A 24,193-nucleotide genomic window follows, 5' to 3' on the forward strand; every position below is an offset into this window, starting at 1 on the left:
TATTGTAATCCTTCATTTTTTTCTTCATTCGTAATGGAAATTTAGATAATTCCGGATTATTTCATAAATCATTCCTTAATATTTTGCCAAGAATTACCGTTAAAAAAATCGTCTTTAACTTTTTGAGAGGCCTGTTCCATCTCATACCACTTCAATTGATCAACATCAACCAACCCTGTCCGATAAGGGTTATCCAAAAATACTTTCTTGCCCCTAATCTGAACGAGTGTGATAATGGCCTCTTCGAACTGCAGACATTCATCTACGGCTTTCGGTAACAAAGCGACATTGCTACCCTCGTAATCTGTCCTCACACTTGGATAGATGATTCCCTGAACACTGCCATTGTTAAAAGCACTCTCAGCGTAGGCAGCACTAATTTTATAGTCGCAATCCGTAGCGATTTCTGGCTTAGCAAACTCCTCGGAGTAAAATTCCAAAATTGAAATAAGTTTCTGTACCTCTTCTTCTGGCATGCTTTCTCGAAAGAGTGCGAGGTGAAAATTATAGGCTTTCTCAATTTCCGGCGTTGTAGGGATTCTGTCCTTTTTGAATACCATTTCTGCAATCCTTATATTTTCGTTGATCCTCCATTTGCTTACTGTCATAACGATATCTTTGTCAACAGTTCCCTTTTCCCGACTTCGTAAAAGCTCATCGGTTTCTGCCAGTGCAACAATTCTTGGAAGCGGGATAGGACTACTAATTACCGATCCGTAAAACATCGATTTCCCTGGAGAGTTAGCTCGTCCAAATGTTTTGATATTTTCAAGATCAGTCCTGTAGGACAGTTCATTTTTTGAAGTAAATATTTGATCTGGTTTATTGATCCTTATCCGCTCGATGTAGTGTCCTTTGTGGATTTCAGTAACTAAAACTGGTAAAACAATCTCAGAATTAATGATCTTCATTACCTCATCATAGGATACGGCATTCAAATCCAGTTCTGAAAGTCCTTTCAGTATATTTCTCAATTCAGTCAAGTTAATTTCTGGCATCATAATCAGATCATATTCAGTCCCTCCTCTTGGGAGATACTACGTTTTTTGATTAGATATTTCTCGATATCGACCGCATCTTGTTTGGAACGTCCAGCAGCACATACCACATGGTAAGATCCGGTCAATATGTTTTTCGCAGGTTTTGATTCAGTCTTTTTCAACAACATATTCATTCGTTCGACTATAGCCTCTCGCAACAATTTAGGGAATTTTCTTTCAGACTTGCCTTTAAGTGCTAAACGCACATGCTCCTTAAATCGCTTCATCCAACCTCTTTTGGTAATTCCGTAATACACAAATATCTCACTTTCATTGATTTGAAGTGCATGTAGGTAAACTATGTGTGTACCCTCCAAAGGTATCATTCCTTCAATCACATAACGCAATGGTATTTCAATCCGCTGAGGGATATCTAATGAAGGAGACTGCAAGTTAATATGAAGTGCTGGGGGTAGTCCAGAACTACCATTATCTAAAATGACCGAAGCAGTTGTCAAAAAATTTCCGGAAGCTAGATACTTATCGCAGACAACAATAATTTGAGGGCCATTTGTTTCAAAAGTAGAATTCGGCCCCTTGATTTTATTATGGTCAACCAATCGGTCTAGCAGCCCTACCTTTGTGTTCAATGCGATCAAAACATGATCGATTACTTCCATATCTTTTTTATCTAACGTAATCCCTTGGCATAGGTAACTGAAATTCTGAACGTTTAAATACTGCATACTTAGGAAGTCTTTGGGGTTTGATATTCGATCGAATGGTAAAAAGAAGCCCACCTACGTTGCCTCGTACGCTTTCGGTCAGTTTCCCCGTTGCCATCTATCGGATAATAGTCCCTTTCTCTCAAAAAAATCTGGAACATCGTCAGTCCATTAGCGATCAGATATTTATCCAAAAGATCTTTTCTGAGGTAGGTAAAAGTGCTATTCCATTTTAATGTATTCTGCGAATTGTCTTGCATCTCAAACTACATAGAAACTATTAAATGTTAAATTAAATTGTTCTGATTTTTAGGACCCAAGCCCTTCGTGTTTAAAGCCTAAACTTACGAAATTTATAATTATATGGAAAAAATAGAAAAACTCTCTGAACTCAAACTAGCGCATTTTTCTTTAGAAGACGAATCTGCTTTCATTGAAATGGTAGCTGATCCTGAAATTCAAAATACTTTCAGGAAATTGATTTACGAAAGTTCTCTGATGCCTTTTTCGGTTTCCATGATTGTTTCATTGTGCCCAGTACAGAACTTTTGAAACAACCTGTACTCCAAACTGCTGCTTTAAAAATGAAATCGTCCTGGATTCCCTTTGAAAATTTACCCGTTAAACTTCCCATAATAAATAAATACCTTTCCACAATGTAAGCTATTCGCGTTAAAGATTATCCTGATGCGTAAAAATGGCCGTAATTGTCCGCAGCTGTCTGCAATTGTCCGCAGTTGTCCATGGGTTAGTCAAAGGGAAAATTATAATTTCATTAATCTTCATCCGGTTATAATTGAGTTGTGCCTGAGTGGTGGTCGGGATGACACCAGGTTGTAAACGGGCTGTAACTATGGCAAGTCTAAGTCATTTCAACTAGTTGTTTTGACTTAGACTTGCCATGCTCTCGCTTTACTTTAGCACTGCTCTTACCCTAACGAGTACTCAGGCAGTACTCAGGCAGTACCCGGACGATATAGCTTTATTATTTAGCTATTTTGAATTTATTTACTAACAGCCCGGCCTTGTTTCCCCTGAGTCATTCCCAGGCAAATTGAAAGCTTTCAGCGCAACTTCCAGAGGCATAAGAGTATCCGTGATAGCAAAGATTTTCTGTTTAGCTTGTCAAAATTTATGCTTAAAAAGAGCCTGCTCCACAAGTTTATGATTTGAGTGGCTGTTGCACAACTAAATATTACAACAAAATATCGTTTATATATCTGATTATCATTATATTGAATTATGCAAGGTAAAAGATATATCAAGAGAAATTATTTATCAATTTCCAGTTATCCGATCAGGTTCCTGCCGATAACATCTACCGCCATCTCAAAGAGCAGATCGATTTTAGTTTCCTTTACAGTCTCACTCAGAAGTATTATGGCCGAGAAGGGCAAAAGAGCATCGATCCTATAGTATTCATGAAGCTCATGCTCGCTGGCTATCTGGAAAACCTCAACAGTGACCATCGGATTATCAATATGGCGGCAATGCGAATGGATATCCTTTATTTTATTGGCTATGACCTTGGAGAGCAGCTCCCCTGGCATAGTACCCTGAGTAGAACCCGGCAATTGTATGGACAAGAGGTCTTTATGGAACTGTTCAAACGGGTACTTAAGCAATGTATTGATAAAGGTATGGTCAGTGGACGGCGCCAGGCTGTTGACAGCGTTTACATCAAGGCCAACGCCTCACTGGATAGTATGGTGGAGCGGGAAATCCTATCAGATGCCGAGGTTTTCAGTGCAGAGCTGTCTCAACAAGAAGATGATTCCTGTTTTGAAGTCAAACTGGAACGGCCAAGAGACTATGATGAGTTGAAGCCCAAAAAGAATCCTGGTAATAAAACACATTATAGCACCTCTGATCCTGATGCACGGATGTCCGTCAAGCCTGGTAAGGCAGCTGCGATGAATTACCTGGGGCAGGTTGGCGTAGATATGGAAAGTCATGTGATCACCCATTTGGAAGCCTTCAGGGCAGACAAACGGGACCAACAGTGCTCGCCAGAGCTGCTCCCCAAACTGGTTGAAACCCTGAAGGAGAACGGATTACAGGTGCAGGAGCTTGTAGCCGATGCAGGCTATAGTAGCCTACCGGCATTAAAGGCGATCGAAGACCAGGGGTTGACGGGCTATATCCCCAATAACCATAATTTCATCTATCAACGAGAGGGCTTTACCTACCAGGCCAGTGAAAACCTGTATGTTTGCCCCAGGGGTGGATCATTAACCTATAGGGATACCTATCTCACCGTGACAGGATATAAACAGGTATACAAACTAAGCAAACTGGTGTGCAGGGAATGCAGTATGCAGAACGAATGTCCAGTCATGACGGTCAATGGAGGGGTTATTAATGAGGTTGTGGGTAAACATTACTATGATCGCATGCATGAGCGGATGCAGACGCGAAAGGTAAAGATACTGATGAAAAAGCGCCAAAGTACGGTTGAACCAGTGATCGGAACTTTAGTGACCTACCTGGGGATGAAAAAAGTAGGATGCAAAGGGTTGGCCGGAGTAAATAAGTGCCTGGCTCTGGCTGCAGCAGCCTATAACCTCAAAAAAATGTTAAAATATCGCTCTCGCAAGATCTTAAGTCAAGTACAAGTGCTTGAAAAGAACCTGCAAAAGGGTTGGAGAACATTATTACCACTCATTAAAACTGTATATCCCAGTATATCGGGCTCATATAAAATCCATCACTGAAACTGGAAACGAACTAACCGAAATCTATCCTTCCAATATAAAATAGCCACTCCTTAAGACAATGTTGTGCAACAGCCACTTGATCCATAAATAAAAAAAGTAAGTGATTCGGTGAGTAGTTTTACAGAGTGGCATACTCACTAAAAACAACGCAAGTTATTGATTTACAATAAGTCAAATCATTGAACGACTTGATACGATTAGACTGCAAGATTTGTACAGTTGCGCAGTAGCGTTTAACAAGAATTTGAAAAAGCTATGGAAACAATAAGTAAATTTTTCAGTGAAGAAAAGACTTCCTGTACCGCAGAGGCGAAGAAAAGACGAAACATACAATTGTAGAAAACCTGATATTGGAGCTTGGCCTAGCTGATGAACAGATCACCAAAATTGCAGAGGTTTCTCTTGACTTTGTTAAAAACATACGTTCAGAACTAAAGAAAAAATAAGAACCTTAGATACAAAGAGAATCCCATTATACTGACCTGTAATGAGATTTTTATATTTTTTCCTGCTCTGGAAGTCCTTTGTACTGTAATCTTAATGGGAAAAGCGATAATTAAGATAAAATAAGTCTTTGCTTTATAGTAAGTTATGTCTAAATTACAGATACCTAATCTTCCTAGCATGTCAAAGACACAATTTAGTATCAACTCGATACATTTCTTAGATGTGTACAATCAATTAAAGATTAAACTTACTACTCAGGGGCAGGCTGACAACATTATTCAGAACTCGATACTACCAAATCAACGTAGATACCAAGAGATTGCTTTACTTGTAAGAGAAGAGTTAAACCGCCCAAGCATGTACAGATGGCCATTATTCCCGTCCGCGAAACCCAGTATACCTGTGGAGGAAAGAATTAAAATAAATAGGACGTCGCATGGACTACCAGAAACCCCGCCGGATAGTAAAGACGGAAAATCTAACCCTCTAAGCCTTGAACTAAAAAGACGAATTAACGGCAAACCGATGATGAGCTTTGATACACTCGGTGCTATAATTCCATGGTATTTTATAGCACTTGTACATTATAGAGAATCTGGAAATGACTTCTCAAGGCATTTGCATAATGGTGATAGTTTAAAGAATTTTACCAGAAAAGTACCAGCGCATAGACCTTATGTTCTACACGCTCCACCGTTTAGTTTTGAAGAAAGTGCTGTTGATGCGCTTATATTCCAGGGAAAAAAAGACGGTTGGAACGATCATTGGGATCTTAAAAACGTGCTAATACGATTAGAGAAATATAATGGTTTTGGTTATGAGATGTACCACGGAGTAAATTCTCCATACCTTTGGGGTGGATCAGATTTTTACAGCAAAGGCGCATATTTAGAATTGAAAGAAAATAATTATAAGACTAAGTGGTATGGTGATAAAATATCCGATCAAGTAGGTACAGCTGTGATACTTAAACGAATGGAGCAACTGCGTAAAGTGACTGTAATAAAGAGTTAAATTATGAAATACCAACCCCTATTTTTTATATTGCCTCTGTTCATTATAGCATGCAATGATCATCCTAAACAAACTGTACCCATTGAAAATGGCACGACGAATACACCCCAAACACATGTTCAGGATAGTCTTCAGGAAGTAAAAAGAGTAACAAATAAGATTAACATGAACGTAAAATCGTTCTATAAAACTGTCGATGATCTTAAACTTGAAAAAGGTATGTTTCCAGTAGAAAATTACATATATGACACCACAGCTGGCGATGGTTATCATTACGCATTATTTTATTTAAAGTTCATGGCTGCTGCTAAAACTAAAGATAAAGCAAAAATCTCAGCGATGATCCATTTTCCATTCCAAACCACCAGAGAAAAATTGAAATACAATCAGAAAAACAATGAATACGAGGTGGTAGGCTCAGAAAATTGGAAAGGTAGAATGATGAACGAAAAACAATTCGATGAGCAGTATAGTAAAATTTTCACAGATGAGATATTAGAAAACATCCCTGAAACCAGGCAAAAAGATATCATCGGAAGGCTCCCTGGTGATGTAAAGCCTGATAATGATTATGAAGCTCAATTACAAGCTTATACTGATAAAGGAAGCAGTATCTATTCTGTTAGTATCGAAATACCTGTTCAAAAAACTAAATACAATCATGTCCACTTTGACTTTGGCAGAATAAACGGAAAATATAAGATTTTGAGCTATTTTCTGGAGTAAAGAGGTCATGTGTAATACGCTATTCATCCAGCCTGATTTAAACTATTACAGCTGATCAATAAGCAGATATATGCAGATGATTTCCAGCTCTTTAAATTGAGGTTGTCTATTTCCTTAAAGTGCTTGTCTTTGGTATGTAACTTTGATAAAGGCCGAAAAATTTTCTTTCTGGAACTGACCAGATTGCGAGAATTGTGTTTCCATAATCGTGACATTTTTGATTTCTCAGATCAAAAATGCGGTACGGCAATTCCATAACCTACCAATAAAGCTGGTATCTTACTACAATACATTGGTTCATTACTATCTTAGGAATTTATTATATTTGCTTTATGGAAACGCCTACAAAATCTAACAAAGTTCACATCGGCAGAAAGATCAGCCGTATCAGGGAAATACGTGGTATAAAACAAGATTTTCTTGCTATTGAACTTGGCGTAAGCCAGCAGACCATTTCTAAGATAGAGCAAAGTCAGGAAGTTGAAGATGCAATGTTGGAAAAAATTGCAAAGGTTTTAGGCGTTACTAAGGAAGCAATATATCAGTTTTCGGACGATGCAGTGATTAATTACTTTAACACTTTTAACGATAATAGTTTCAATAATGGAGCTTACAATGCATTCAATTGTAATTTTAATCCTATTGAAAAATTAATGGAAGCCCTAGACGCAAACAAAGAGCTGTATGAGCGCCTGCTTGCTAGCGAGCGTGAAAAAAATGAGCTTTTAAAAAATAAGTAATTCAACTATTACGCTTTGTCGTTTATAACATATATTGTAACTAATTTTGTTCGCTACCTTTTAGCCAGCTGTTTTTAATCCTTTAAACTATCAGAAACTCATCATCAAAAAACCTAAAATTGATGTGATTAGTGAAATGAGTTTATGATAATCATTAATTAAAAAATAAATTCTAAGAAGCCATATAACGGATTTGACCTTAATGTTTTCAAGCGTTCCTTATTATCATATATTGAGGGAATTTTAATAAAATCAATTTGGCGTCGACTGTTACGTATTTTAATCATGCTGCGAACCAAGAGTATCAACTCCTAAAGTTCATGCGCCATATATAGCTGTTTTACGGCTGTCTGTCCCCCCCTTTTTGGCACAAAGTTCAGTAAAAACCATACAAATTTCCTGAATTCGTCTTACCTGCCATCAATTCGTTAATTCGACCTTTATACCATAATTTAAAATTAAAAAAATGAGGAAGACAATTTTAATAACAGGAGCAAGCAGTGGGTTAGGAAAAGAAACAGCAAAACTATTTCAGAGAGAAGGTTGGTACGTTATTGCCACCATGCGTAAACCTGAAAGTGAAACTGAATTAAATCTCTTAGAAAATGTTCTGGTAACCAGACTGGACGTTTTGGATTTAGATTCTATTGAAACCGCGGTAAATAAGGGGATTGAAACATTTGGAAGGATTGATGTCCTACTTAATAATGCGGGTTATGGTGCCTACGGTCCTTTAGAATCTTTTTCAAGAGAGCAAATCATCCGTCAGTTTAATACAAACGTGATTGGCCTTTTAGATGTTACCAAAGCATTGCTACCACATTTTCGTGGAAATAGCAGCGGAACAATCATTAACATTTCTTCTATTGGAGGCAAAATGGCGTTTCCGTTAGGAGCGCTATACCACGGAACTAAATTTGCTGTGGAAGGCATTTCTGAATCCTTGAAATACGAAGTCTCAGAATTTGGAGGTAAAGTAAAGATTATTGAGCCAGGTGCTATCACTACTGACTTTACGGGCCGTTCTCTTGATTTTAGTAACAATGAGACTTACACAGAATACCAACCCTTTATTGGAAAAATCATGTCAGCTATGCAGTCCTTATTTCAAAATGCTTCACCGGCAAGTGTTATTGCTAATGTCATTTACCAAGCAGCTACAGATGATACTACGCAATTGAGATACATAGCAGGCGAAGATGCGGAATTTATGATCGCAAATCACAAGCAGAATGATGATGAATCTTTTGAGGCAGGAATAAAAGCCCAATTCGGAATTTAGTTCCATTAACCTGATTATTGGAACCATTGCATTGGTAATGGCTTCAATAATCATCATATTTACGAAAATCCCTATGATATGATGAGTAAAATTATTCATTTACAAACGATCTCGGAGATATTTTTACTATTCGGACTTGGTAGCGATATCCACCATCCTCTAGTTGGCGTGGTAGACTTTAGCAAAGTGGATCAGCAAATAGACTGTAAAATAAAAATGTCCGCAGATTACTATTCAATCATGTTTAAAAACTACCCTGATAATAAAATCAAGTATGGTCGCAAGATCATTGATTTTCAGGATGGTAGTTTAATCTGCATGGCACCCAATCAGGTCATCGAAATTGACAATGATGAGCAAGCGTCAAAAAACATAATGGGTTGGGGATTATTCTTTCATCCTGATCTAATTCGGGCAACTTCCTTAAATGACAAAATGAAGGACTACAGCTTTTTTTCTTATGAAACTTCCGAAGCACTTCATTTGTCCGAAAAGGAAAAGCATGTGTTATATGACTGCATATCCAAAATTAACACTGAACTTGAAGAAAATATAGACGTACATAGCCAAAACATTATCGTTTCCACGATTGAATTGCTGCTCAATTATTGCAGCCGTTTTTACGGACGGCAATTTATAACAAGGAAGAGTTCCAATAATTCAGTTCTCGTTCAGTTTGAGAAAATTCTCACCGAGTATTACAACCTGGACAATAAACAAGAAAAGAGCTTGCCTACTGTAAAATACCTATCCGAAAAGGTGCATTTATCACCTGGATATTTAAGCGATTTACTCAAAAAAGAAACCGGTAAAAATACTCAGGACCATATTCATTTTTATTTAATTGAGGAAGCTAAAAGCAAGCTGATAAGTACAAATAAATCTGTTAGTGAGATCGCATATGAATTAGGCTTTGATTATCCTCAATACTTTAATAAACTATTCAAGCAAAAAACAGGGAAAACTCCCATCGAATTCAGGAATATGAATTGATGCTAGCAATGAAAAAAAATAATAAAAATCAAGAGAACTTTTTGCAGATTAAGATATCTTCAAACTTATTATGGATATTCTGGACGATGCTGGTTCTTCCCCACTTTTGGTGGTAGGTTAGATTCATATTATCAGAAATCAATAATAATTATCAAAATGTCTTTAATTAGAACTCTTCCAGAAGAAGTTAATATAATTTAAATTACGGTGATTAGAGATTCATACCTGAGTCCTCAAAAAACTTTAATTACCTTCTTTCTACGCCTACGCTCATTAAAAAGTTTTGATAGGACATTTCGGGAAAGCATACAAAAAAATGCCCAGCACTATTCCTACAACAATATTTTGTTGGTATCCTTTTGGCGGCATCCAGAACCGCGTTTTATTAAAAAATTGTAGGCTTTCGTAATCGGAACTAATATAATATTCTGAGATTTTAAAGTACTTAGCGGGAGTTGTTTAGCTAGACGCTTATATCCTTATAAGGAATAATTTGTCGATTCACATATAAACAACCATGTCTTTTAAGGTTGTAAAAACTTTCAGTTGCTTCGTTTAAATTAACAATATGAAATACATTATACTTTATAGAAACTTTAATTTATTCCGTTTTCAAATTCAAGCTCAGCAATCATTTTGTCAACTTTTACCTTATCATAAATGTATTGCTGATTACGCCTATCAAGAAAAATCTCAAACAGTTTTTCATTATTTCTATCTATAAAGGATTCATCGAGGTGTGGGTATGAAAAATCCGATGTCATAATGAAAGACGATACAAAATCATCCCCACCGTCCTTTATAACTTCCAGACTCAAGTTTTCAAATATTTTAAAAAGATTATTATCACTTGTCAAAAAAAACGAATAAATATTTCGTTGCAAAATTTCTGATAAACGGAAACTATTAGCGGTAAACTTAGTATGAAACATGTCCCATGCAGTACCGATAAGCTTCTTTTTAACATTCGCCCCTTTACTATCCATACCTATCATTTTTCTAAACTCAGTATTACCGCCAAATATGTGCATTGCCAATTTGTATTCCGAACCACGAAAAATATTTAAACTATTTATCATCCAATCTGTCAATAGACTTAAATTGTCTTCCGCCATGTTTTTTGTAAGTCCATTAAGCGCAAGACTTCTAACTTTCAATAGCGTACAATAACTATTATTCACTACTTGATCAACGACTTCTAACGGATTTCCCAAGATATCAGCTATATTGCGAAACACAAAAATATCTCGATGAAAATCATATTTAAATTTTCTGAAAACTTTTAGCGGAATTTGTTCAAAAAAATCTATACGCAACTTAAAATCCTGAAACTTTTCTTTATCAATAGCCCCATTTTTGGTACAAAGTTCCAAAAATGCAAAAAATGGACTTATTTTTATATCAGGATGCTTATCTATATACTCCTTCAAAGCAATAATTTTTGAAAAATCAACATTTTCAGCGGATCTGCGATGATCTATAACCCTGATAATATGTAAACACACACAACTATCTAAATAAATAACGGGTTCTATTCCTTTCTGGAAACAATCCTTAATAAATTCATTATCCGGTAAATCGCTCTGCCCTTTTTCTGTAAAACAATTATACTTTGAATTTTTAAATATCATGCCCCATAGCTTATTAATCAGTTATTTTATTAATCTATTGATAAAACTATATTCATCATTATTTTCTTTACATTTTATTGACCTCCCAAATTTTCAGACACGCTAAACTCGAAAGTCAAGGCTTTAGTTGGCTTTTTTCCCACATCTACTGAGGCGTTAAACCTCCCAGGGAACTATGTGGTCTAAAGGTATTATATTTGGTTCTCCATGCTTCAATTTTTGCTATGGCATCTTCTATTGATAAGAACCAGTGGGTATTAAGGCACTCATCTCGGAAGCTTCCATTAAAAGATTCAATATATGCATTATCAGCGGATTTTCCGGAACGGGAAAAATCCAGGATGACCTGATTATCATATGCCCATTTATCCAGTGCCTTAGAAATGAATTCACTTCCATTATAAACTCTAATTTTTTCTGGAACAGCCTTGAATTCCTGCTTTAATCTCTCCGGCACTTTCACTACCTGCTCGCCTTTGATGCCTTCCTCTGGGTAAATATCAAGGCAAAATCTTGTATAATTATCAACTATAGTTAAGGATCTAAATTTCCACCCGTCAAAGAGCTGATCGGACACGAAATCCATGCTCAAGCATTCATGTAAATGCGAGGGTGGCACCCGTTCTAAACGATGTGCGCCAGCTCGATTTCTTCTTGGCCTTTACTACGCAGGTTCAATCCCTCCAGCTTATATAGCATGTAAACTCTCAATGTAAAGATTTTTTCACTGCCATATCTAACCCGAGTTTATGCAATTTCCTTCATACGCATTCTGATTACCTGATCATCACGTCCGATCTTTTTATAATACCACATCGAGCGGCAAAACTTAGTGACCTCACAAGCCCTGTGCACAGAAACTTTGTAGCTGACCACTAAAGCTTCGGCCAACCCCTTCAATTGGGCTGGCCTTAAAGCTTTTTTTTAAGTACATCCTGTAGCATATGTTTGTCCAGGATTAAATCTGCTACCAGTTGTTTCAGTTTGGCATTTTCATCCTCAAGCTGCCTCAGACGCCTCAGTTCAGTAACTCCTAAACCATCAAATTTTTTCGACTTTTCAGCAGTCTGGTTTTTCGAGGGGAGGTCAGTTCTTCAATTTCCAACTGAGCTTGGACAAGATCCGTTTTACCAAATCTCGGATTATTAAATACCACAACCTACCAATTCAAATTATACTTTACCTATATTTAATTGTTACTTACCATCTGGAAATTAATTATATTTGTCTCTATGGAAACATCTACAAAATCTAGCAAAATGCACATTGGAAGAAAGATTAGTCGTATTCGTGAAATCAGAGGTATAAAACAGGACTACCTTGCTACAGAACTTGGTGTAAGCCAACAGACGATTTCTAAAGTTGAGCAAAGCGAAGAAGTAGAAGATGCAACATTGGAAAAAATCGCCAAGGTCTTAGGAGTATCATCAGAAGGAATTAAAAATTTCAATGAAGAGTCTTTGATCAATAACATTAACACTTCTTATGACAATAGTACATTCAATGTTAATAATCATTGTACTTTCAACCCACTTGATAAATTAATGGAAGTAGTTGAGGAAAATAAAGCATTATATGAACGATTGCTGCAAAGTGAACGTGAAAAAATTGAGCTCATTAAAAACAAATAAGTTCAAATCTTAAAGTACACCAAAACAAATGTATAATTCAAATGAGATTTCAATATTCAAAAGAATAAACAATATTTTTTTTTAAAAACAACAGCTGTTTTGTCTGTCATCATTAGCTTATTTATTATTTCATAACCGTTACGCAAACTTACTAAAGGCTGGGAGACATCTAAGGAAATTAATGACCAAGAATTGGCAAATTTGGATTTTAAGGCAAAAGTATATTAAGAACAGCGTACTCAAACCTTATCGTTATAAATCCTTTATTGGTATTTCAAATTCTTTTGAGCAGTCAGTACTGGACATCTTTTCATTAAAATTTTTTTCCGTCGAATAACTGACACTAACCCGATTGTAATTTTTTTTATGACTCAGTATAGGGATAATCTTTTTAGCTATAATCCTGGATAGGGAGTCTAAGTAAAGACTATCTTTTTCACAAAGATTTTTTTCTGTGGATTTGATGGCGGTGAAATCTAAACTTATACCAAAACTACCGTCAATTCTATTATCATAAACAGCTCCTTCATCATGTCCAACACTGACATTACAATTATATTCATTAGCTATATTATTTCTTATTTCAATTTCCTGACTAGTTGGGCAGATTGAACATTTTCTTTGTAAAAGTTCTTCACAACTAGAAAAAAATGAAATAAATCCAGTAACTCCTAATAAAACTAATAGTTTTTGTTTCATTATATTGGTATTTTAAAATATAGTTTAATCCCATTAAATAAGGAGAAACGGCTTTGATATGGGGTTCTACCAATCTGTTTCCAATAGATCCTGCCATTTTCCGTATAATGGCCGATTGTTAAGACTCTTAAATCTTCTAAATACTCAAAAACAAGCTCATTTTTACTAAATCCGTGTACATTACCCCACTCTAATTTTTTAGGATCAAATACAATCCCCCATCTATCAACTCCACTTCTAATTTGATAATTCTCAGTAACCCAATCAGATTCTTTTTTATAGTATGAACCCTGATATTGCAATCCTAATTGATAAGTCATTGGTTCTGGTGGCGTATCAAAATCGTCTGCTTCATCTGTAGATAGATGTATCACTGTATCAACTTTCCAGCCTTCTTTGATTAAAAATTTAGCTAATCCCGCACCATATCCACCACCTTCACTATGTGTGATGATGTAAAATGAATGTCGATTTTTATTCATTCCAGAAGTTAAAGCATCATAATCTGATTGATGGGCTTTATTCAGTTTTTCTATAGCTCTAATATTAGACCCGGCGTATATACCTTGCTTGTTGGCATTATCAATATAACGTTTAAAATAAGTCCCATCAAAAACCCGGAAGTCTCCCATTCCCTTATTAAACCTATTAGCACCAGTACTATCCACACCCATAAATGATGAAGCGTCAAGATATTTGTGAGTACCTGATTCTTCATGAATTCCTAAAAAATGCTCAGCGGCTTTTTCAAAAGCACCTTCTTTACTACCCCAATATTTTTTACCCGGCACAGATGAACCCATCAGACTGCCAACAAGGCCACTAGCCCAATAGCCATTTACAAAGATGATTTTTCCCTTGTTTATCATATCAAAGATTGTTTACGCTGGCCAATCATTGTTGTGATCAGTACCATTGATAGATAGACTTTTTGATGCTATAATTATGGTTGTAATCATACTTGAAGAACCTAAGGCACTAAAATGAGTATGATATTCAACACAGTAAGCATCAATAAAAGCAACTCTTTGAAATGCAGTCTCTTCATCTATTTTGTAAAAGGTGATCATACCAGAGCGAACTTTATAACTATCCACCATCCACTTTAATAAAAAATTATCAGGCGGGGTACTGATCTGTACCATGATATTACCACCTCTAGCAGGCGTAGATGGCCTACTTTTATCATCCAGCAACTGATGAAAAGAGTAATTGCATTGCATAACACTGTATTTAGACACAGGGTTATCTTTAAAACTTAGATGGGTGTTAAATGAAGACATATAGATTTATTTATGTTTTTCTTAATAGATAAGTGAATATAATTAATTTATTTATCTAATTTGTCAATTTCAAATTTAAGTAACCCAAATAATTAACAAGTTTTTTTTGTTAGACAATTGACTTTGTTTTTAGCAAAAGGTTCGTTATTCGTAGAGTAAAATTTCAAAACCATCCACATACTATTTAACTTTGATTTTTGAATTTGGTGTGATCTCAGCGGTATCACCAGATTTAGAATTAAAACTAACAAAACAACTATTTTACATTCATTTTTTTGGTCAAAAAAAAGAAATAACGAAATACTTATTGCATATGCTCAATTCTTTTTAGGCATTAATATTATTTCATACAAGTCATTCAGATCTAAATCCACTCCATTCAATGGCATATAAACTTCTACTTCATATTTAGGGATGCGATATTTATAGCCCATCTGACTAGTACCTGTATCAAATTTTTTTGATCTACCTTCTTTTTTAAGCTCCCTTACTATTCTATCGAAGCTTGGCCTATTAGCTGTTTGATATGAAAGGTACGCAAATGTTGTAATCCAATGTTTAGGTGCTTTTGTAGTAAGCATTACATTTGATATGTATACCCCGTTTGATCTCTTGTGATAACCCATTGATAGTATTTTCTTTTCGTTTATATCTTTCTTATCAATGTTCTCTGATAATTGTTTTAGATCTCTAAGATGTATTGGTGTTTCAATTTGTGAATAAAGTTGTGAAACCGTCGCTAAAAGCATAATACTTATAACAAGAATTTCTTTTTTCATGCTTCTCTTCATAATTATAAATTTAAGTTCAAAATGTAGCTTACATTTGCTGCAAGACGGATAATAGTAGAGGATCGATTTGTTAAGTAGCTTAAATCTGTGTGGCTAGTTACTTCTCGAATAGCAATTAAACCCATTTCGATAATTAATCTTTGGGCTTATGTATATTGGGTTTTTAAATCAGGATGTTTAGGTTTATTTGCAGGTGTACCCCCTTTTCTTTTATCATCTTTACCATTATCTTTTTTTGGTTTTGGACTAGGTTTAATCTCTCCCATAATTATTTTTTTTAATTAAATTGATTTGAAGTTTTAGAATTACGAATATAACAGCATATAAATCATCCTTTTCACGGTTTTCCGTAAAGCGAGTAAAAGAAATATTTTGACACGACTATTTATAATACGCCGCTTATAAAATTAACTTTGTTTTTCAAGTACGGTAGAACTTACGTCGATTCTCATCTAAAATGAGCGACTAGATGAGTAATACTTTTAGATATCTTTATGAAGGTGCGCTAGAACCAACAAATCCCGAGCAGATTCAATATTTTAAAGACAAAATTATAATTTAACACTATATTACTATCAACTCAAGTACAACTTATTTTTTGCATTTCCAATCTAAAATTTTGTAATAACTATACAGGTAATTCATTCAAAATTTTCTTTTGCACTCTCCAATTTGGCAGAAAGTTGAATTTTGAACTAGGTGCAATTCCCAGCGGGATCAAAAAAGAGCCTGTATCATAAATCATGATTCAGGCTCTTCTTCGTTTTAAAGGACTTCTTTCTTCCTGATCTTAAGTAATTTAGGGCAAAATATTTCTGCTGATATTTGATTTAACAACTTGATTTTCATATATTTAAGCTGCAAACATTAGTAGAATATGTCAGTAAGAAAACCTATTTTCAGACCCTACCACCAGGATCAGCTCATGGCGCTCCCGCCTAATCTTGATGATCTAATCCCTACAGACCATACCGTAAGAATCGTCAATGATGTGATCAATGCAATCAATGTTGAACCACTTCTAAAAGCCTATCACGTACGTGGTGGCTCTAATTATCACCCGCTTATGCTTTTAAAAGTATTGGTTTATGGATATCTCACCAATATTTATTCCAGTCGTAAGTTAGCTGAAGCCTGCAGGGAAAGAGTTCCTTTTATGTGGCTGAGCGCGATGAATAAGCCTGACCACAATACGATCAACCGTTTTCGTGGGGTACGCCTTAAACATGCACTTCGCAGTGTTTTTGAAGAAGTTGTTAAGCTGCTGGCCAAAGAAGAGCTGCTGAGTATTGACCAGGTTTATACCGATGGGACCAAGATTGAAGCTAATGCCAATAAGTACACTTTTGTCTGGAAGAAATCAATCCAGACCAACAAGGAAAAGATGAAAAAGCAATTGGACGAGATCTGGAATTACGCACAAAGTGTTGCAGCCGATGAGGATATGATGCCTGAGCCACCCACTGCGACCACGATCAATAAGGAAAGTGTTAAGGCTACTGTTGAAAAGCTCAATAAAGTTCTGGCAGACAATGATCAGGTTGATAAAAAGGTAAAAGCAAAGCTCAGGTACATTAACCAGAACTTTCCTGTAAATATTGATAAATATGAGCAGCAGGAGGTTATTCTTGGAGAAAGAAACAGCTATAGCAAAACCGATACTGATGCTACATTTATGAGAATGAAGGAGGATCACATGTTAAATGGTCAGCTCAAACCGGCATATAATATTCAGATATCGACTTCTAACCAGTTCATTGTAAATTACACCATCCACCCAAATCCAACGGATACCACCACTTTAAAAACTCATCTGGAGCAGCATGAAAGTAGCTTTGGCAAAGTACCCAAAACCCTTACTGCAGATGCAGGATACGGCTCAGAAGAGAACTATACGCTGCTTGAAGGAAAGCAAATGGAAGCTTATGTGAAATACAATCTGTTTGACAAGGGCCAAAATGATACCTATAACAAAAAATACCCTTTTGCCGCAGATAAGTTGTTTTACAATAATCAGCTGGACGTTTATATCTGCCCGATGGGACAGCAGATGCATTACATCGGTGACACCACTAAAAAAACAACTACCGGATTCAAGCAGATCTACAGAAACTACCAGGCTAAAAACTGCAGTAAATGTCCTTTAAACGGCATTTGCCATAAATCAAAAACCAACCGCATCATGGAGATAAATGTTAACCTGAAAAGGTTAAAACAAAAGGCTCATGAACTGTTAAATACTGAAGAAGGAATAAGACATCGAAAAAAGCGATGCTTCGATGTTGAACCGGTCTTTGCAAATATTAAACAGAATCACGGATTCCGCCGCTTCATGCTCCGGGGCAAAGAGAAAGTGGAGATAGAATGGGGTTTATTAGCTATCGCACAGAACTTAAGGAAAAAAGCAGCCTAAGAAAGGCACTTTTTGCTGTTATTAGTCGAAATAACCAGTACAAATCCCAAAACTCCAAAATGGAGTAGTTATAAAATACTAAACACATAAAAAAGGCTGATCATTTTTTTTATCAATGATACAGCCTCTTTTTTATTTACAAAAACTCATTGTTTTTTAGCGAGTTATTTTACTTTTCGAAAATATCGTAATACCAATCTCCTCCATTTTCAAACACTATAGCTATGATCAAAAGCACAACAAAGTATAGTACCAATTGCTTGAGAAACAATAAGAGATTTGTTTGCCTGTCTACAGGATATTTTCTATTGCGAAAGAATATATAATATCTTAAAATAAAAAATATTAATGCTGTAATTACTCCACAAGGTATGCCGGCCCAAAATGCTATAAATTTCTGCAACCATCCCCCGGCGCCGTAAATATACCAGCAAGTTGCACTTACAATAGCACTTAATAATATGAATGCTAAGTATTTTATAAAATGCCCTCCTGTGAGCCCATATAGGATTGATACGATAGACAATGCAATCCCTATATAGGAGAAAGTGAATTCCATTATAGTAGAAGATCTTGAACGCTCCAGCGGATAAATAACAAACAGATTAACTAAACAAATAACAATCCCCGCGATGAGAATTATTTTTCGGGATTTACTATACTTACTTATTTCCATAGATTTAGTTCACATGAGCAAGTATTCAGATAATTTCAAGATCTGTTTTGCCCGCTGGAATATAGAATGTAAATTCTAATGCTAATTCTTCGTTATCTTTCTCATTTTTAAATATTAAAGCAGGCTGACCATCAGGCCTGACCAGGGTTGCAAGTTTTCCATTACCGGAGATCTTCAAGATGGCATTTACAGGTATAGGTTCCAATTTATAACCAGATTTTAAGTTGCTAAGCATACGTGTAAGCCTATCGTCCGATTCTTCTTTGCTCAAGTACATGGTAACAGCAGCAAGACTTTCCCTATTGGCTATCAATTTTTTGATTTGCTCAGAATCACCTTTTACAATCAAATCTGCAAGTTGCTGATAAGCCCCCAGTAGTTTATCCTTTAGTCCTCCAACTGATCCAAGATCCGTAGCGGTCTGGTAAGCCATTACTGTGTATGGAACCTCTGCATTAAAAGTAGCCGTATGTGTTAGGAAGCTCTTTTTCTTTGCAGGATCAACTTTCTCTACAGCATACTCTCCGGGAAGTTGTTCTTTGAAATTAAGATTATTAGCGGCATCAAAAATTTTGATATTATAGCTAAACTGTGCATTCGGGTGTAAAACCTTCTGACCAGCAATGGGCAGAACTTTGATCGTGATCTGCTGTTTTCCACTCTGCAAAATACCTGAATTGATTGGAATACTTGTAGAAGTCTGGCCTTCCAAATTAAGTGTAAACACAAGCACATCATTAACCCTGATTTCAAACAGGCAAAATGCTGCGCTAAAATCTACTTGATAATAGGGCTGTAAGGTCGCATAGCTTGCTGCTTTTTTAATTTTCAATGGAGTCGAATTTAAAGAAATCCTATTTTGTGAATGGCATCCAAGGCAGAGCAAGAGACACGTTAACAGTAAGTAAATTTTTATTTTCATAAAAAAGGAAATAATTAAAATAGTTGTTTATTAATAAAAATAGGGAATATATTTTTTAATTTAAGTATAAAGATCGACTATAGAAACAACATAATAACTACCCTAAAATACATATACCAATTCCATTCCCAAGTTTCACCCTTGTTCGATGAAAATGCCTGGCTCCAGACTGGGTTTTGTTTGTCCCTGATATCCCAACGAAATACAACTAAAATATCTTTACCGTTAAAGTTGTCCTTTGTAAAAAAATGGGCAATATCTTTTTCAAATGAGCCAACAACAGGTGGTTGCAAAACTCCCTCGTTTGAATCGACCCAATAAATACTCCATAATTTTGTTTTAGGATTAAAAAGCCGAACAGACATTCCTTCAAAAGGTTCTCCGTCAAAAGTTGCAAGATAGTTGTCAATATTGCCAATTCCTTTTAATACAACATACATTTCTTGTGTAGATTCAAACTCTATCCACTCACCACAGTTGTCTAACTTTGTCTTTAATTTTCTATTATGAAGTTTCCATTTTCCTTGATAAAAATCAGCCGACTTTTAATACGATTGAAAAGATTGTTGAACTCTACGATGAAAAAATTGCACTATTAGAGCGCTTGCTAAAAAGCGAACAAGAAAAAGTAGAGATATTGAAAAACAGCAAATAGTTAAAATCTTATTAAGAAGAGCCATTAAAACTGAATTTTAACGGCTCTTTTATTTTTCACCTGCTTCTCTAAGCACACGATCAATTAGTTCAGCAGATATTCTAAAGTTGGTTTTAGAGATTTTTTCTAAATATGGAGCAAGTGAAACAATCAATGATTTTTGTTTTGCTCGTAATAAGATACCTAATGTACCAATAATAGTAAGACCTAATTTCGCAGCAAGTTTTTTGTCCCTTACAGAATTACCGTGACGCGTTCAGAGAATTTTATTTGCATCATCAATTACATCCTTTGCAGTATATTGTATATAGTTAACGTCGTAATCAATCAGAATTTCGGCAAACTCCCATTTACCCATATTTGCTACCTGACTAGCTTGTCCCAGCGATAATTTACCGGACTCATATAATTTCGCAGCAAAAAAACGAACGGTATTCTCATGGTCTTTTTCCAGAAAATCAGGCACCTGAAGTGTCATTGTCGTCATATTTTTATAAGATTTAGATTCAAATCAATATTACCTAAATATACGAAATTTAAAACTAACAAGAAAAAAACTCGTAAATGAGGCTTATAAGATTGGAGCTTTTTAATAAAAAATACTTTACTGAATCTCAACCTTATCTACATAGGTTCGTGAGTGAGATTCAAAATAGCTAGCTGTTTGTAAGGCTAAAGTGGCTCTTTTTCTCATTATAATTTTCCCCATTGTAATTTGGGTCAAATTCCACAATCCATTCAATGCCGTATTTGTCTCTGAACATTCCAGCATATGTGCCCCAGGGACTGTCGCCAATCGGCCCTTCAATATCACCACCTGCTGATAACCTGTTAAATATCTTGTCGGCCTCTTCCCTACTTTCTGCACACACTGCTATTTTTGACCGGTTTTCGTTTTCGCTAACACGTCCCATAAATTCAGGGACATCATTGGCTATTAACACGTTATTTGGGCCAATAGGCAAAGCAATGTGCATGAGTTTATCTGCGTCATTATCTGCTACCGGAAATTCGGAAGTTGCCAGATCTTTGAAACGAACGATCTTTGTGAACTCTCCGCCAAAAACTGATTTGTAAAAGGTGAATGCTTCTTCAGCATTGCCATTGAAGTTAATCCAGGGATTGATTGCTCTCATGGTTTTTATTTGAAGTGGTTAAATTTGTTATTTCTACGTTAATGTTGTCAGCAAGATTGTCCAGGTTGGTTAACATGAGGGTATACCCTATCTTAAAGCCCCCACGTAAATTCTGCATCCTTTCAAACCTACCGCTTAATGTACTAATTTTCATGCAATCCTTAATACACAATTTTTTTCATGATATTTTTAGATACCTCTTCAATTTACTTAATAAAATTTTGGTTTCCCTTTTGACGGACTACCTATTTAAATTCCTTCCGTAAAGCGGACAAACTAAAAAGCCCGGTAAATGCCACTGATCTAATAAAACAATCTTGGATTTAGTTAACCTTCTTACTGTGGCATCAACATAGGATATATTTTGATGCCACGGTTGATAATCAGAACTGCAAAAATCAAGGTAAACAGTAGCCTATCTTCCAACTCCTAATGAATTAACGGTAATAGATGCGTTTTCCGGATCCCCTGACTAATTGAAATAAAATGCTATTGAGATCTCATTCCTTTGATCACTTTGTCTCTATGCTGCATACCCCAGGCAGCAATAACTTCAATGATAGGTTTAAGCGAATGGCCATATTCGGTGAGATCATATTCAACGGTAATAGGCTTGGTGTTCAATACCTTGCGACTCACCAGTCCGTTTAACTCCAGATCCTGCAACTCTTTGGATAACATCTTAGCGGCAATACCATCTATTGTTCCTTTCAATTCCATAAACCGTCTTGCACCAAAGCTGAGCACACCAATGATGCGGATTTTCCATTTGCCGTTGAGCATGTCCATCGTATCGCGAATAGCCCGGTGATGTGCTGCGCAAGCGTCGTGATCATAATTTTCAGATATTGCTTTCATAAGTAGTTTCCTTGAGGTAACTGGTTTCCATGAGTAAACCCATTACAAATGTAAACTGTCAGTTGCATAATTTTGCATAATCATATCTGTTATCAAATGAAAATATTAAAAATTATCTATTGGGTCACGACAGGCCTTGTGGCTTTCGGCATGCTTGTCTCCTTCTTCAATTACATGTTCAACCCGGCTATGAAAGCAGGCTATGCCCATATTGGATTTCCCGACTGGTTTCGTGTGGAGTTAGGTATCGCTAAGTTGCTTGGCGCCATTGCACTTATCGTTCCGAAGATCCCGCGTCCGCTAAAAGAATGGGCATATTTCGGTTTTTTCGTCAACTTTTTCTCGGCTATCATCGCCCATTATGCTGTAAATGATCCTGTGGTCAACATGATTGCACCGCTGGCTGTACTTATACTGCTGATCATTTCCTACATCTCTTATCATAAAGCAATTGTTAAAACATTGAAATAATATGGAACGGAATAAAATAAACCCCGAAAGTACACAGACTTTTTTAAGTACTCCAACAACTGCTACCACAGCAACCATTATTGAACTTAAATCTCCTGGACGTCAACATGCACTTCAGGTTCGAGTGTCTGCCCCAGTAGCGGGTGGCAACCTGCCGGTCATTTTATTTGCACATGGATTCGGTTCATCCATGCTGGGCTACGATCCACTTGTTGAATTTTGGAGTGCAAATGGATTTGTGGTCATTCAACCAACTTTTCTGGACTCAAAAATACTGTTGAATATTCCTGAAGCCACTCATCAGGATGCCATCAATGCTTATTTGAATAATCCCGGGGCAAAGCATATTTGGCGCCAGCGGGTAACTGATATGAAAGCGACCCTCGATCAACTGCATTACATTGAAAGTTATACTCCTGGACTTTCCGGGCGACTCGACTCAAGCCGTATTGCCGCAGTTGGTCATTCCTTCGGAGCACATACTGTCGGCCTGTTATTGGGTGCCAGAGTGATCAAACCGGACGGAAATTTAGAAGATGACATGTCGGATAAGCGAATAAACGCAGCAGTTCTTTTAAGCGCTGGGGGCCGTGGTGGGGATGCGCTGAGTGACTTTGCCAAAACGCACTTCAGCTACCTAAACCAAGCCTTCGGGCAATTGAATACACCGGCCTTGCTGGTGGCTGGCGATAATGACATATCACCATTAACCGTAATAGGTCCTGAATGGTTTACGGATATTTACGCCTTAAGCCCAGGAGCAAATGCGCTATTCACTCTATTTGGCGGTGAACATATGCTCGGTGGCATTACCGGTCATTTGGCTAAAGAAACTACAGATGAAAACCAGGAAAGGGTTGCAGCAGTTGCACAGGTTACCTGGGCCTACCTTCGGTCGGCTCTTTTACCTGATGATAAATCCTGGACCAATGCTAAGGCTATGCTGAATAGCCCTAACACGATAGGCAGCATTATAACTAAATAAACAATGTCAATCATGGAATCTACTTTGTTTATCACGACAACCTAATAATTTGACCCCATCCGTTTATCGTTATGAGTGGGGATCTTTTTCTGAATAGTCAATAAATGGTTTATCTACCATCTCTACACCCGCATTTGCGATCACAATATCGATATGGCCAAATTTAGTTAATGCCTGCTGATACAATCCTTCAATCGCTGTCGGGCTTGATACATCCGCCTTGATCAATTGGTAATTGATTCCATAGCGGTCCATAAGCTTTGCCGTTTCACTAGCGGCCCTCTCATCTGAACTGTAATTAAGTATGAGCTTTAAGCCTTCAGAAGCTAATTTTTCAGCTATGCCTCTTCCGATGCCTTTGGATGCACCGGTGATTAATGCGACCTTTCCTTTTAGTTCCGATACATATAATATAATT

At 36.5% G+C, this 24,193-nt stretch carries 27 protein-coding genes and 1 pseudogene; 11 read left to right on the forward strand and 17 right to left on the reverse strand.

Features of this window, described 5'->3' with window-relative positions:
* Positions 1-68 precede the first annotated feature (68 nt).
* The 3 genes from AB3G38_RS05905 to AB3G38_RS05915 form a co-directional block, all read right to left on the reverse strand.
* Positions 69-1,001 carry an RES domain-containing protein gene (locus tag AB3G38_RS05905; protein ID WP_367867571.1) on the reverse strand — a complete coding sequence of 311 codons (933 nt, stop codon included), beginning with the start codon at positions 999-1,001 and terminating at the stop codon, positions 69-71.
* 2 nt (positions 1,002-1,003) lie between these two features.
* Complete coding sequence (locus AB3G38_RS05910) at positions 1,004-1,660, reverse strand: hypothetical protein (protein WP_367867572.1); 657 nt, start codon at positions 1,658-1,660, stop codon at positions 1,004-1,006.
* Between the two features lie 68 nt (positions 1,661-1,728).
* On the reverse strand, positions 1,729-1,965 hold the full coding sequence (locus AB3G38_RS05915) for a hypothetical protein (RefSeq protein WP_367867573.1): 237 nt from the start codon (positions 1,963-1,965) through the stop codon (positions 1,729-1,731).
* A 103-nt stretch (positions 1,966-2,068) separates the two neighbouring features.
* On the opposite strand from AB3G38_RS05915, the gene AB3G38_RS05920 reads away from it, so the two are divergent.
* The 7 genes from AB3G38_RS05920 (at position 2,069) to AB3G38_RS05950 (ending at position 9,624) form a co-directional block, all read left to right on the forward strand.
* Positions 2,069-2,257, forward strand: a complete 189-nt coding sequence (locus AB3G38_RS05920; RefSeq protein WP_367867574.1) for a hypothetical protein — start codon at positions 2,069-2,071, stop codon at positions 2,255-2,257.
* A gap of 764 nt (positions 2,258-3,021) precedes the next feature.
* Complete coding sequence (locus tag AB3G38_RS05925; protein ID WP_367868750.1) at positions 3,022-4,419, forward strand: IS1182 family transposase; 1,398 nt, start codon at positions 3,022-3,024, stop codon at positions 4,417-4,419.
* Between the two features lie 627 nt (positions 4,420-5,046).
* Positions 5,047-5,883 carry a hypothetical protein gene (locus tag AB3G38_RS05930; RefSeq protein WP_367867575.1) on the forward strand — a complete coding sequence of 279 codons (837 nt, stop codon included), beginning with the start codon at positions 5,047-5,049 and terminating at the stop codon, positions 5,881-5,883.
* A gap of 3 nt (positions 5,884-5,886) precedes the next feature.
* Complete coding sequence (locus tag AB3G38_RS05935) at positions 5,887-6,609, forward strand: hypothetical protein (protein WP_367867576.1); 723 nt, start codon at positions 5,887-5,889, stop codon at positions 6,607-6,609.
* A gap of 332 nt (positions 6,610-6,941) precedes the next feature.
* Positions 6,942-7,349 (forward strand): helix-turn-helix domain-containing protein, encoded by a 408-nt coding sequence (locus tag AB3G38_RS05940; RefSeq protein WP_367867577.1) that lies wholly within the window; start codon positions 6,942-6,944, stop codon positions 7,347-7,349.
* A gap of 466 nt (positions 7,350-7,815) precedes the next feature.
* Positions 7,816-8,631, forward strand: coding sequence for an SDR family oxidoreductase (locus tag AB3G38_RS05945; protein ID WP_367867578.1), 816 nt, complete (start codon positions 7,816-7,818; stop codon positions 8,629-8,631).
* A gap of 78 nt (positions 8,632-8,709) precedes the next feature.
* Complete coding sequence (locus AB3G38_RS05950; RefSeq protein ID WP_367867579.1) at positions 8,710-9,624, forward strand: helix-turn-helix domain-containing protein; 915 nt, start codon at positions 8,710-8,712, stop codon at positions 9,622-9,624.
* 596 nt (positions 9,625-10,220) lie between these two features.
* Here AB3G38_RS05950 and AB3G38_RS05955 read toward each other — a convergent pair.
* Entirely contained in the window at positions 10,221-11,255 is a 1,035-nt protein-coding gene (locus AB3G38_RS05955) for a hypothetical protein (RefSeq protein ID WP_367867580.1), read from the reverse strand.
* A gap of 166 nt (positions 11,256-11,421) precedes the next feature.
* Positions 11,422-12,307 (reverse strand): annotated as a pseudogene (locus tag AB3G38_RS05960) (IS3 family transposase); the annotation flags it as partial.
* A gap of 180 nt (positions 12,308-12,487) precedes the next feature.
* Here AB3G38_RS05960 and AB3G38_RS05965 point away from each other — a divergent pair.
* Entirely contained in the window at positions 12,488-12,886 is a 399-nt protein-coding gene (locus AB3G38_RS05965) for a helix-turn-helix domain-containing protein (protein ID WP_367867581.1), read from the forward strand.
* A gap of 252 nt (positions 12,887-13,138) precedes the next feature.
* On the opposite strand, the gene AB3G38_RS05970 is transcribed toward AB3G38_RS05965, so the two are convergent.
* The 4 genes from AB3G38_RS05970 to AB3G38_RS05985 form a co-directional block, all read right to left on the reverse strand.
* On the reverse strand, positions 13,139-13,585 hold the full coding sequence (locus tag AB3G38_RS05970; RefSeq protein WP_367867582.1) for a hypothetical protein: 447 nt from the start codon (positions 13,583-13,585) through the stop codon (positions 13,139-13,141).
* The gene (locus tag AB3G38_RS05975) at positions 13,585-14,454 is read right to left on the reverse strand and encodes a hypothetical protein (RefSeq protein WP_367867583.1); all 870 of its coding nucleotides are present in this window, start codon (positions 14,452-14,454) and stop codon (positions 13,585-13,587) included. Before AB3G38_RS05975 ends, AB3G38_RS05970 begins: the two co-directional genes overlap by 1 nt.
* Before the next feature lie 12 nt (positions 14,455-14,466).
* Positions 14,467-14,808, reverse strand: a complete 342-nt coding sequence (gene tssD, locus AB3G38_RS05980; protein ID WP_367867584.1) for a type VI secretion system tube protein TssD — start codon at positions 14,806-14,808, stop codon at positions 14,467-14,469.
* Positions 14,809-15,185: 377 nt separating this feature from the next.
* On the reverse strand, positions 15,186-15,659 hold the full coding sequence (locus AB3G38_RS05985; RefSeq protein WP_367867585.1) for a hypothetical protein: 474 nt from the start codon (positions 15,657-15,659) through the stop codon (positions 15,186-15,188).
* A gap of 877 nt (positions 15,660-16,536) precedes the next feature.
* Between AB3G38_RS05985 and AB3G38_RS05990 the strand changes: the two genes are divergently transcribed.
* On the forward strand, positions 16,537-18,072 hold the full coding sequence (locus AB3G38_RS05990) for an IS1182 family transposase (RefSeq protein WP_367864238.1): 1,536 nt from the start codon (positions 16,537-16,539) through the stop codon (positions 18,070-18,072).
* 169 nt (positions 18,073-18,241) lie between these two features.
* Here the strand turns inward: AB3G38_RS05990 and AB3G38_RS05995 are convergent, their stop codons facing one another.
* The 7 genes from AB3G38_RS05995 to AB3G38_RS06025 form a co-directional block, all read right to left on the reverse strand.
* The gene (locus AB3G38_RS05995) at positions 18,242-18,748 is read right to left on the reverse strand and encodes a hypothetical protein (RefSeq protein WP_367867586.1); all 507 of its coding nucleotides are present in this window, start codon (positions 18,746-18,748) and stop codon (positions 18,242-18,244) included.
* Between the two features lie 25 nt (positions 18,749-18,773).
* Positions 18,774-19,580, reverse strand: a complete 807-nt coding sequence (locus tag AB3G38_RS06000) for a hypothetical protein (protein ID WP_367867587.1) — start codon at positions 19,578-19,580, stop codon at positions 18,774-18,776.
* Between the two features lie 167 nt (positions 19,581-19,747).
* Positions 19,748-20,110 carry a hypothetical protein gene (locus AB3G38_RS06005; protein WP_367867588.1) on the reverse strand — a complete coding sequence of 121 codons (363 nt, stop codon included), beginning with the start codon at positions 20,108-20,110 and terminating at the stop codon, positions 19,748-19,750.
* A 264-nt stretch (positions 20,111-20,374) separates the two neighbouring features.
* The gene (locus AB3G38_RS06010) at positions 20,375-20,479 is read right to left on the reverse strand and encodes a hypothetical protein (RefSeq protein ID WP_367867589.1); all 105 of its coding nucleotides are present in this window, start codon (positions 20,477-20,479) and stop codon (positions 20,375-20,377) included.
* A 102-nt stretch (positions 20,480-20,581) separates the two neighbouring features.
* A complete protein-coding gene (locus AB3G38_RS06015) occupies positions 20,582-20,812 on the reverse strand; it encodes a UPF0175 family protein (RefSeq protein WP_367867590.1) in 231 nt (76 codons plus the stop codon).
* Positions 20,813-20,981: 169 nt separating this feature from the next.
* The gene (locus tag AB3G38_RS06020; protein ID WP_367867591.1) at positions 20,982-21,461 is read right to left on the reverse strand and encodes a VOC family protein; all 480 of its coding nucleotides are present in this window, start codon (positions 21,459-21,461) and stop codon (positions 20,982-20,984) included.
* A 489-nt stretch (positions 21,462-21,950) separates the two neighbouring features.
* The gene (locus AB3G38_RS06025; protein WP_367867592.1) at positions 21,951-22,250 is read right to left on the reverse strand and encodes a winged helix-turn-helix transcriptional regulator; all 300 of its coding nucleotides are present in this window, start codon (positions 22,248-22,250) and stop codon (positions 21,951-21,953) included.
* 165 nt (positions 22,251-22,415) lie between these two features.
* Here AB3G38_RS06025 and AB3G38_RS06030 point away from each other — a divergent pair, with 165 nt between their 5' ends.
* Positions 22,416-22,790: a DoxX family protein gene (locus AB3G38_RS06030; protein ID WP_367867593.1), complete on the forward strand. Its 375-nt coding sequence runs from the start codon at positions 22,416-22,418 to the stop codon at positions 22,788-22,790.
* A gap of 1 nt (position 22,791) precedes the next feature.
* Positions 22,792-23,775, forward strand: a complete 984-nt coding sequence (locus AB3G38_RS06035) for an alpha/beta hydrolase family protein (RefSeq protein WP_367867594.1) — start codon at positions 22,792-22,794, stop codon at positions 23,773-23,775.
* A 69-nt stretch (positions 23,776-23,844) separates the two neighbouring features.
* Here the strand turns inward: AB3G38_RS06035 and AB3G38_RS06040 are convergent, their stop codons facing one another.
* A complete protein-coding gene (locus AB3G38_RS06040; RefSeq protein WP_367868751.1) occupies positions 23,845-24,192 on the reverse strand; it encodes an SDR family NAD(P)-dependent oxidoreductase in 348 nt (115 codons plus the stop codon).
* Between the last annotated feature and the right edge of the window lies 1 nt (position 24,193).

The sequence above is a fragment of the Pedobacter sp. WC2423 genome (genome assembly GCF_040822065.1).
Classification (GTDB): domain Bacteria; phylum Bacteroidota; class Bacteroidia; order Sphingobacteriales; family Sphingobacteriaceae; genus Pedobacter.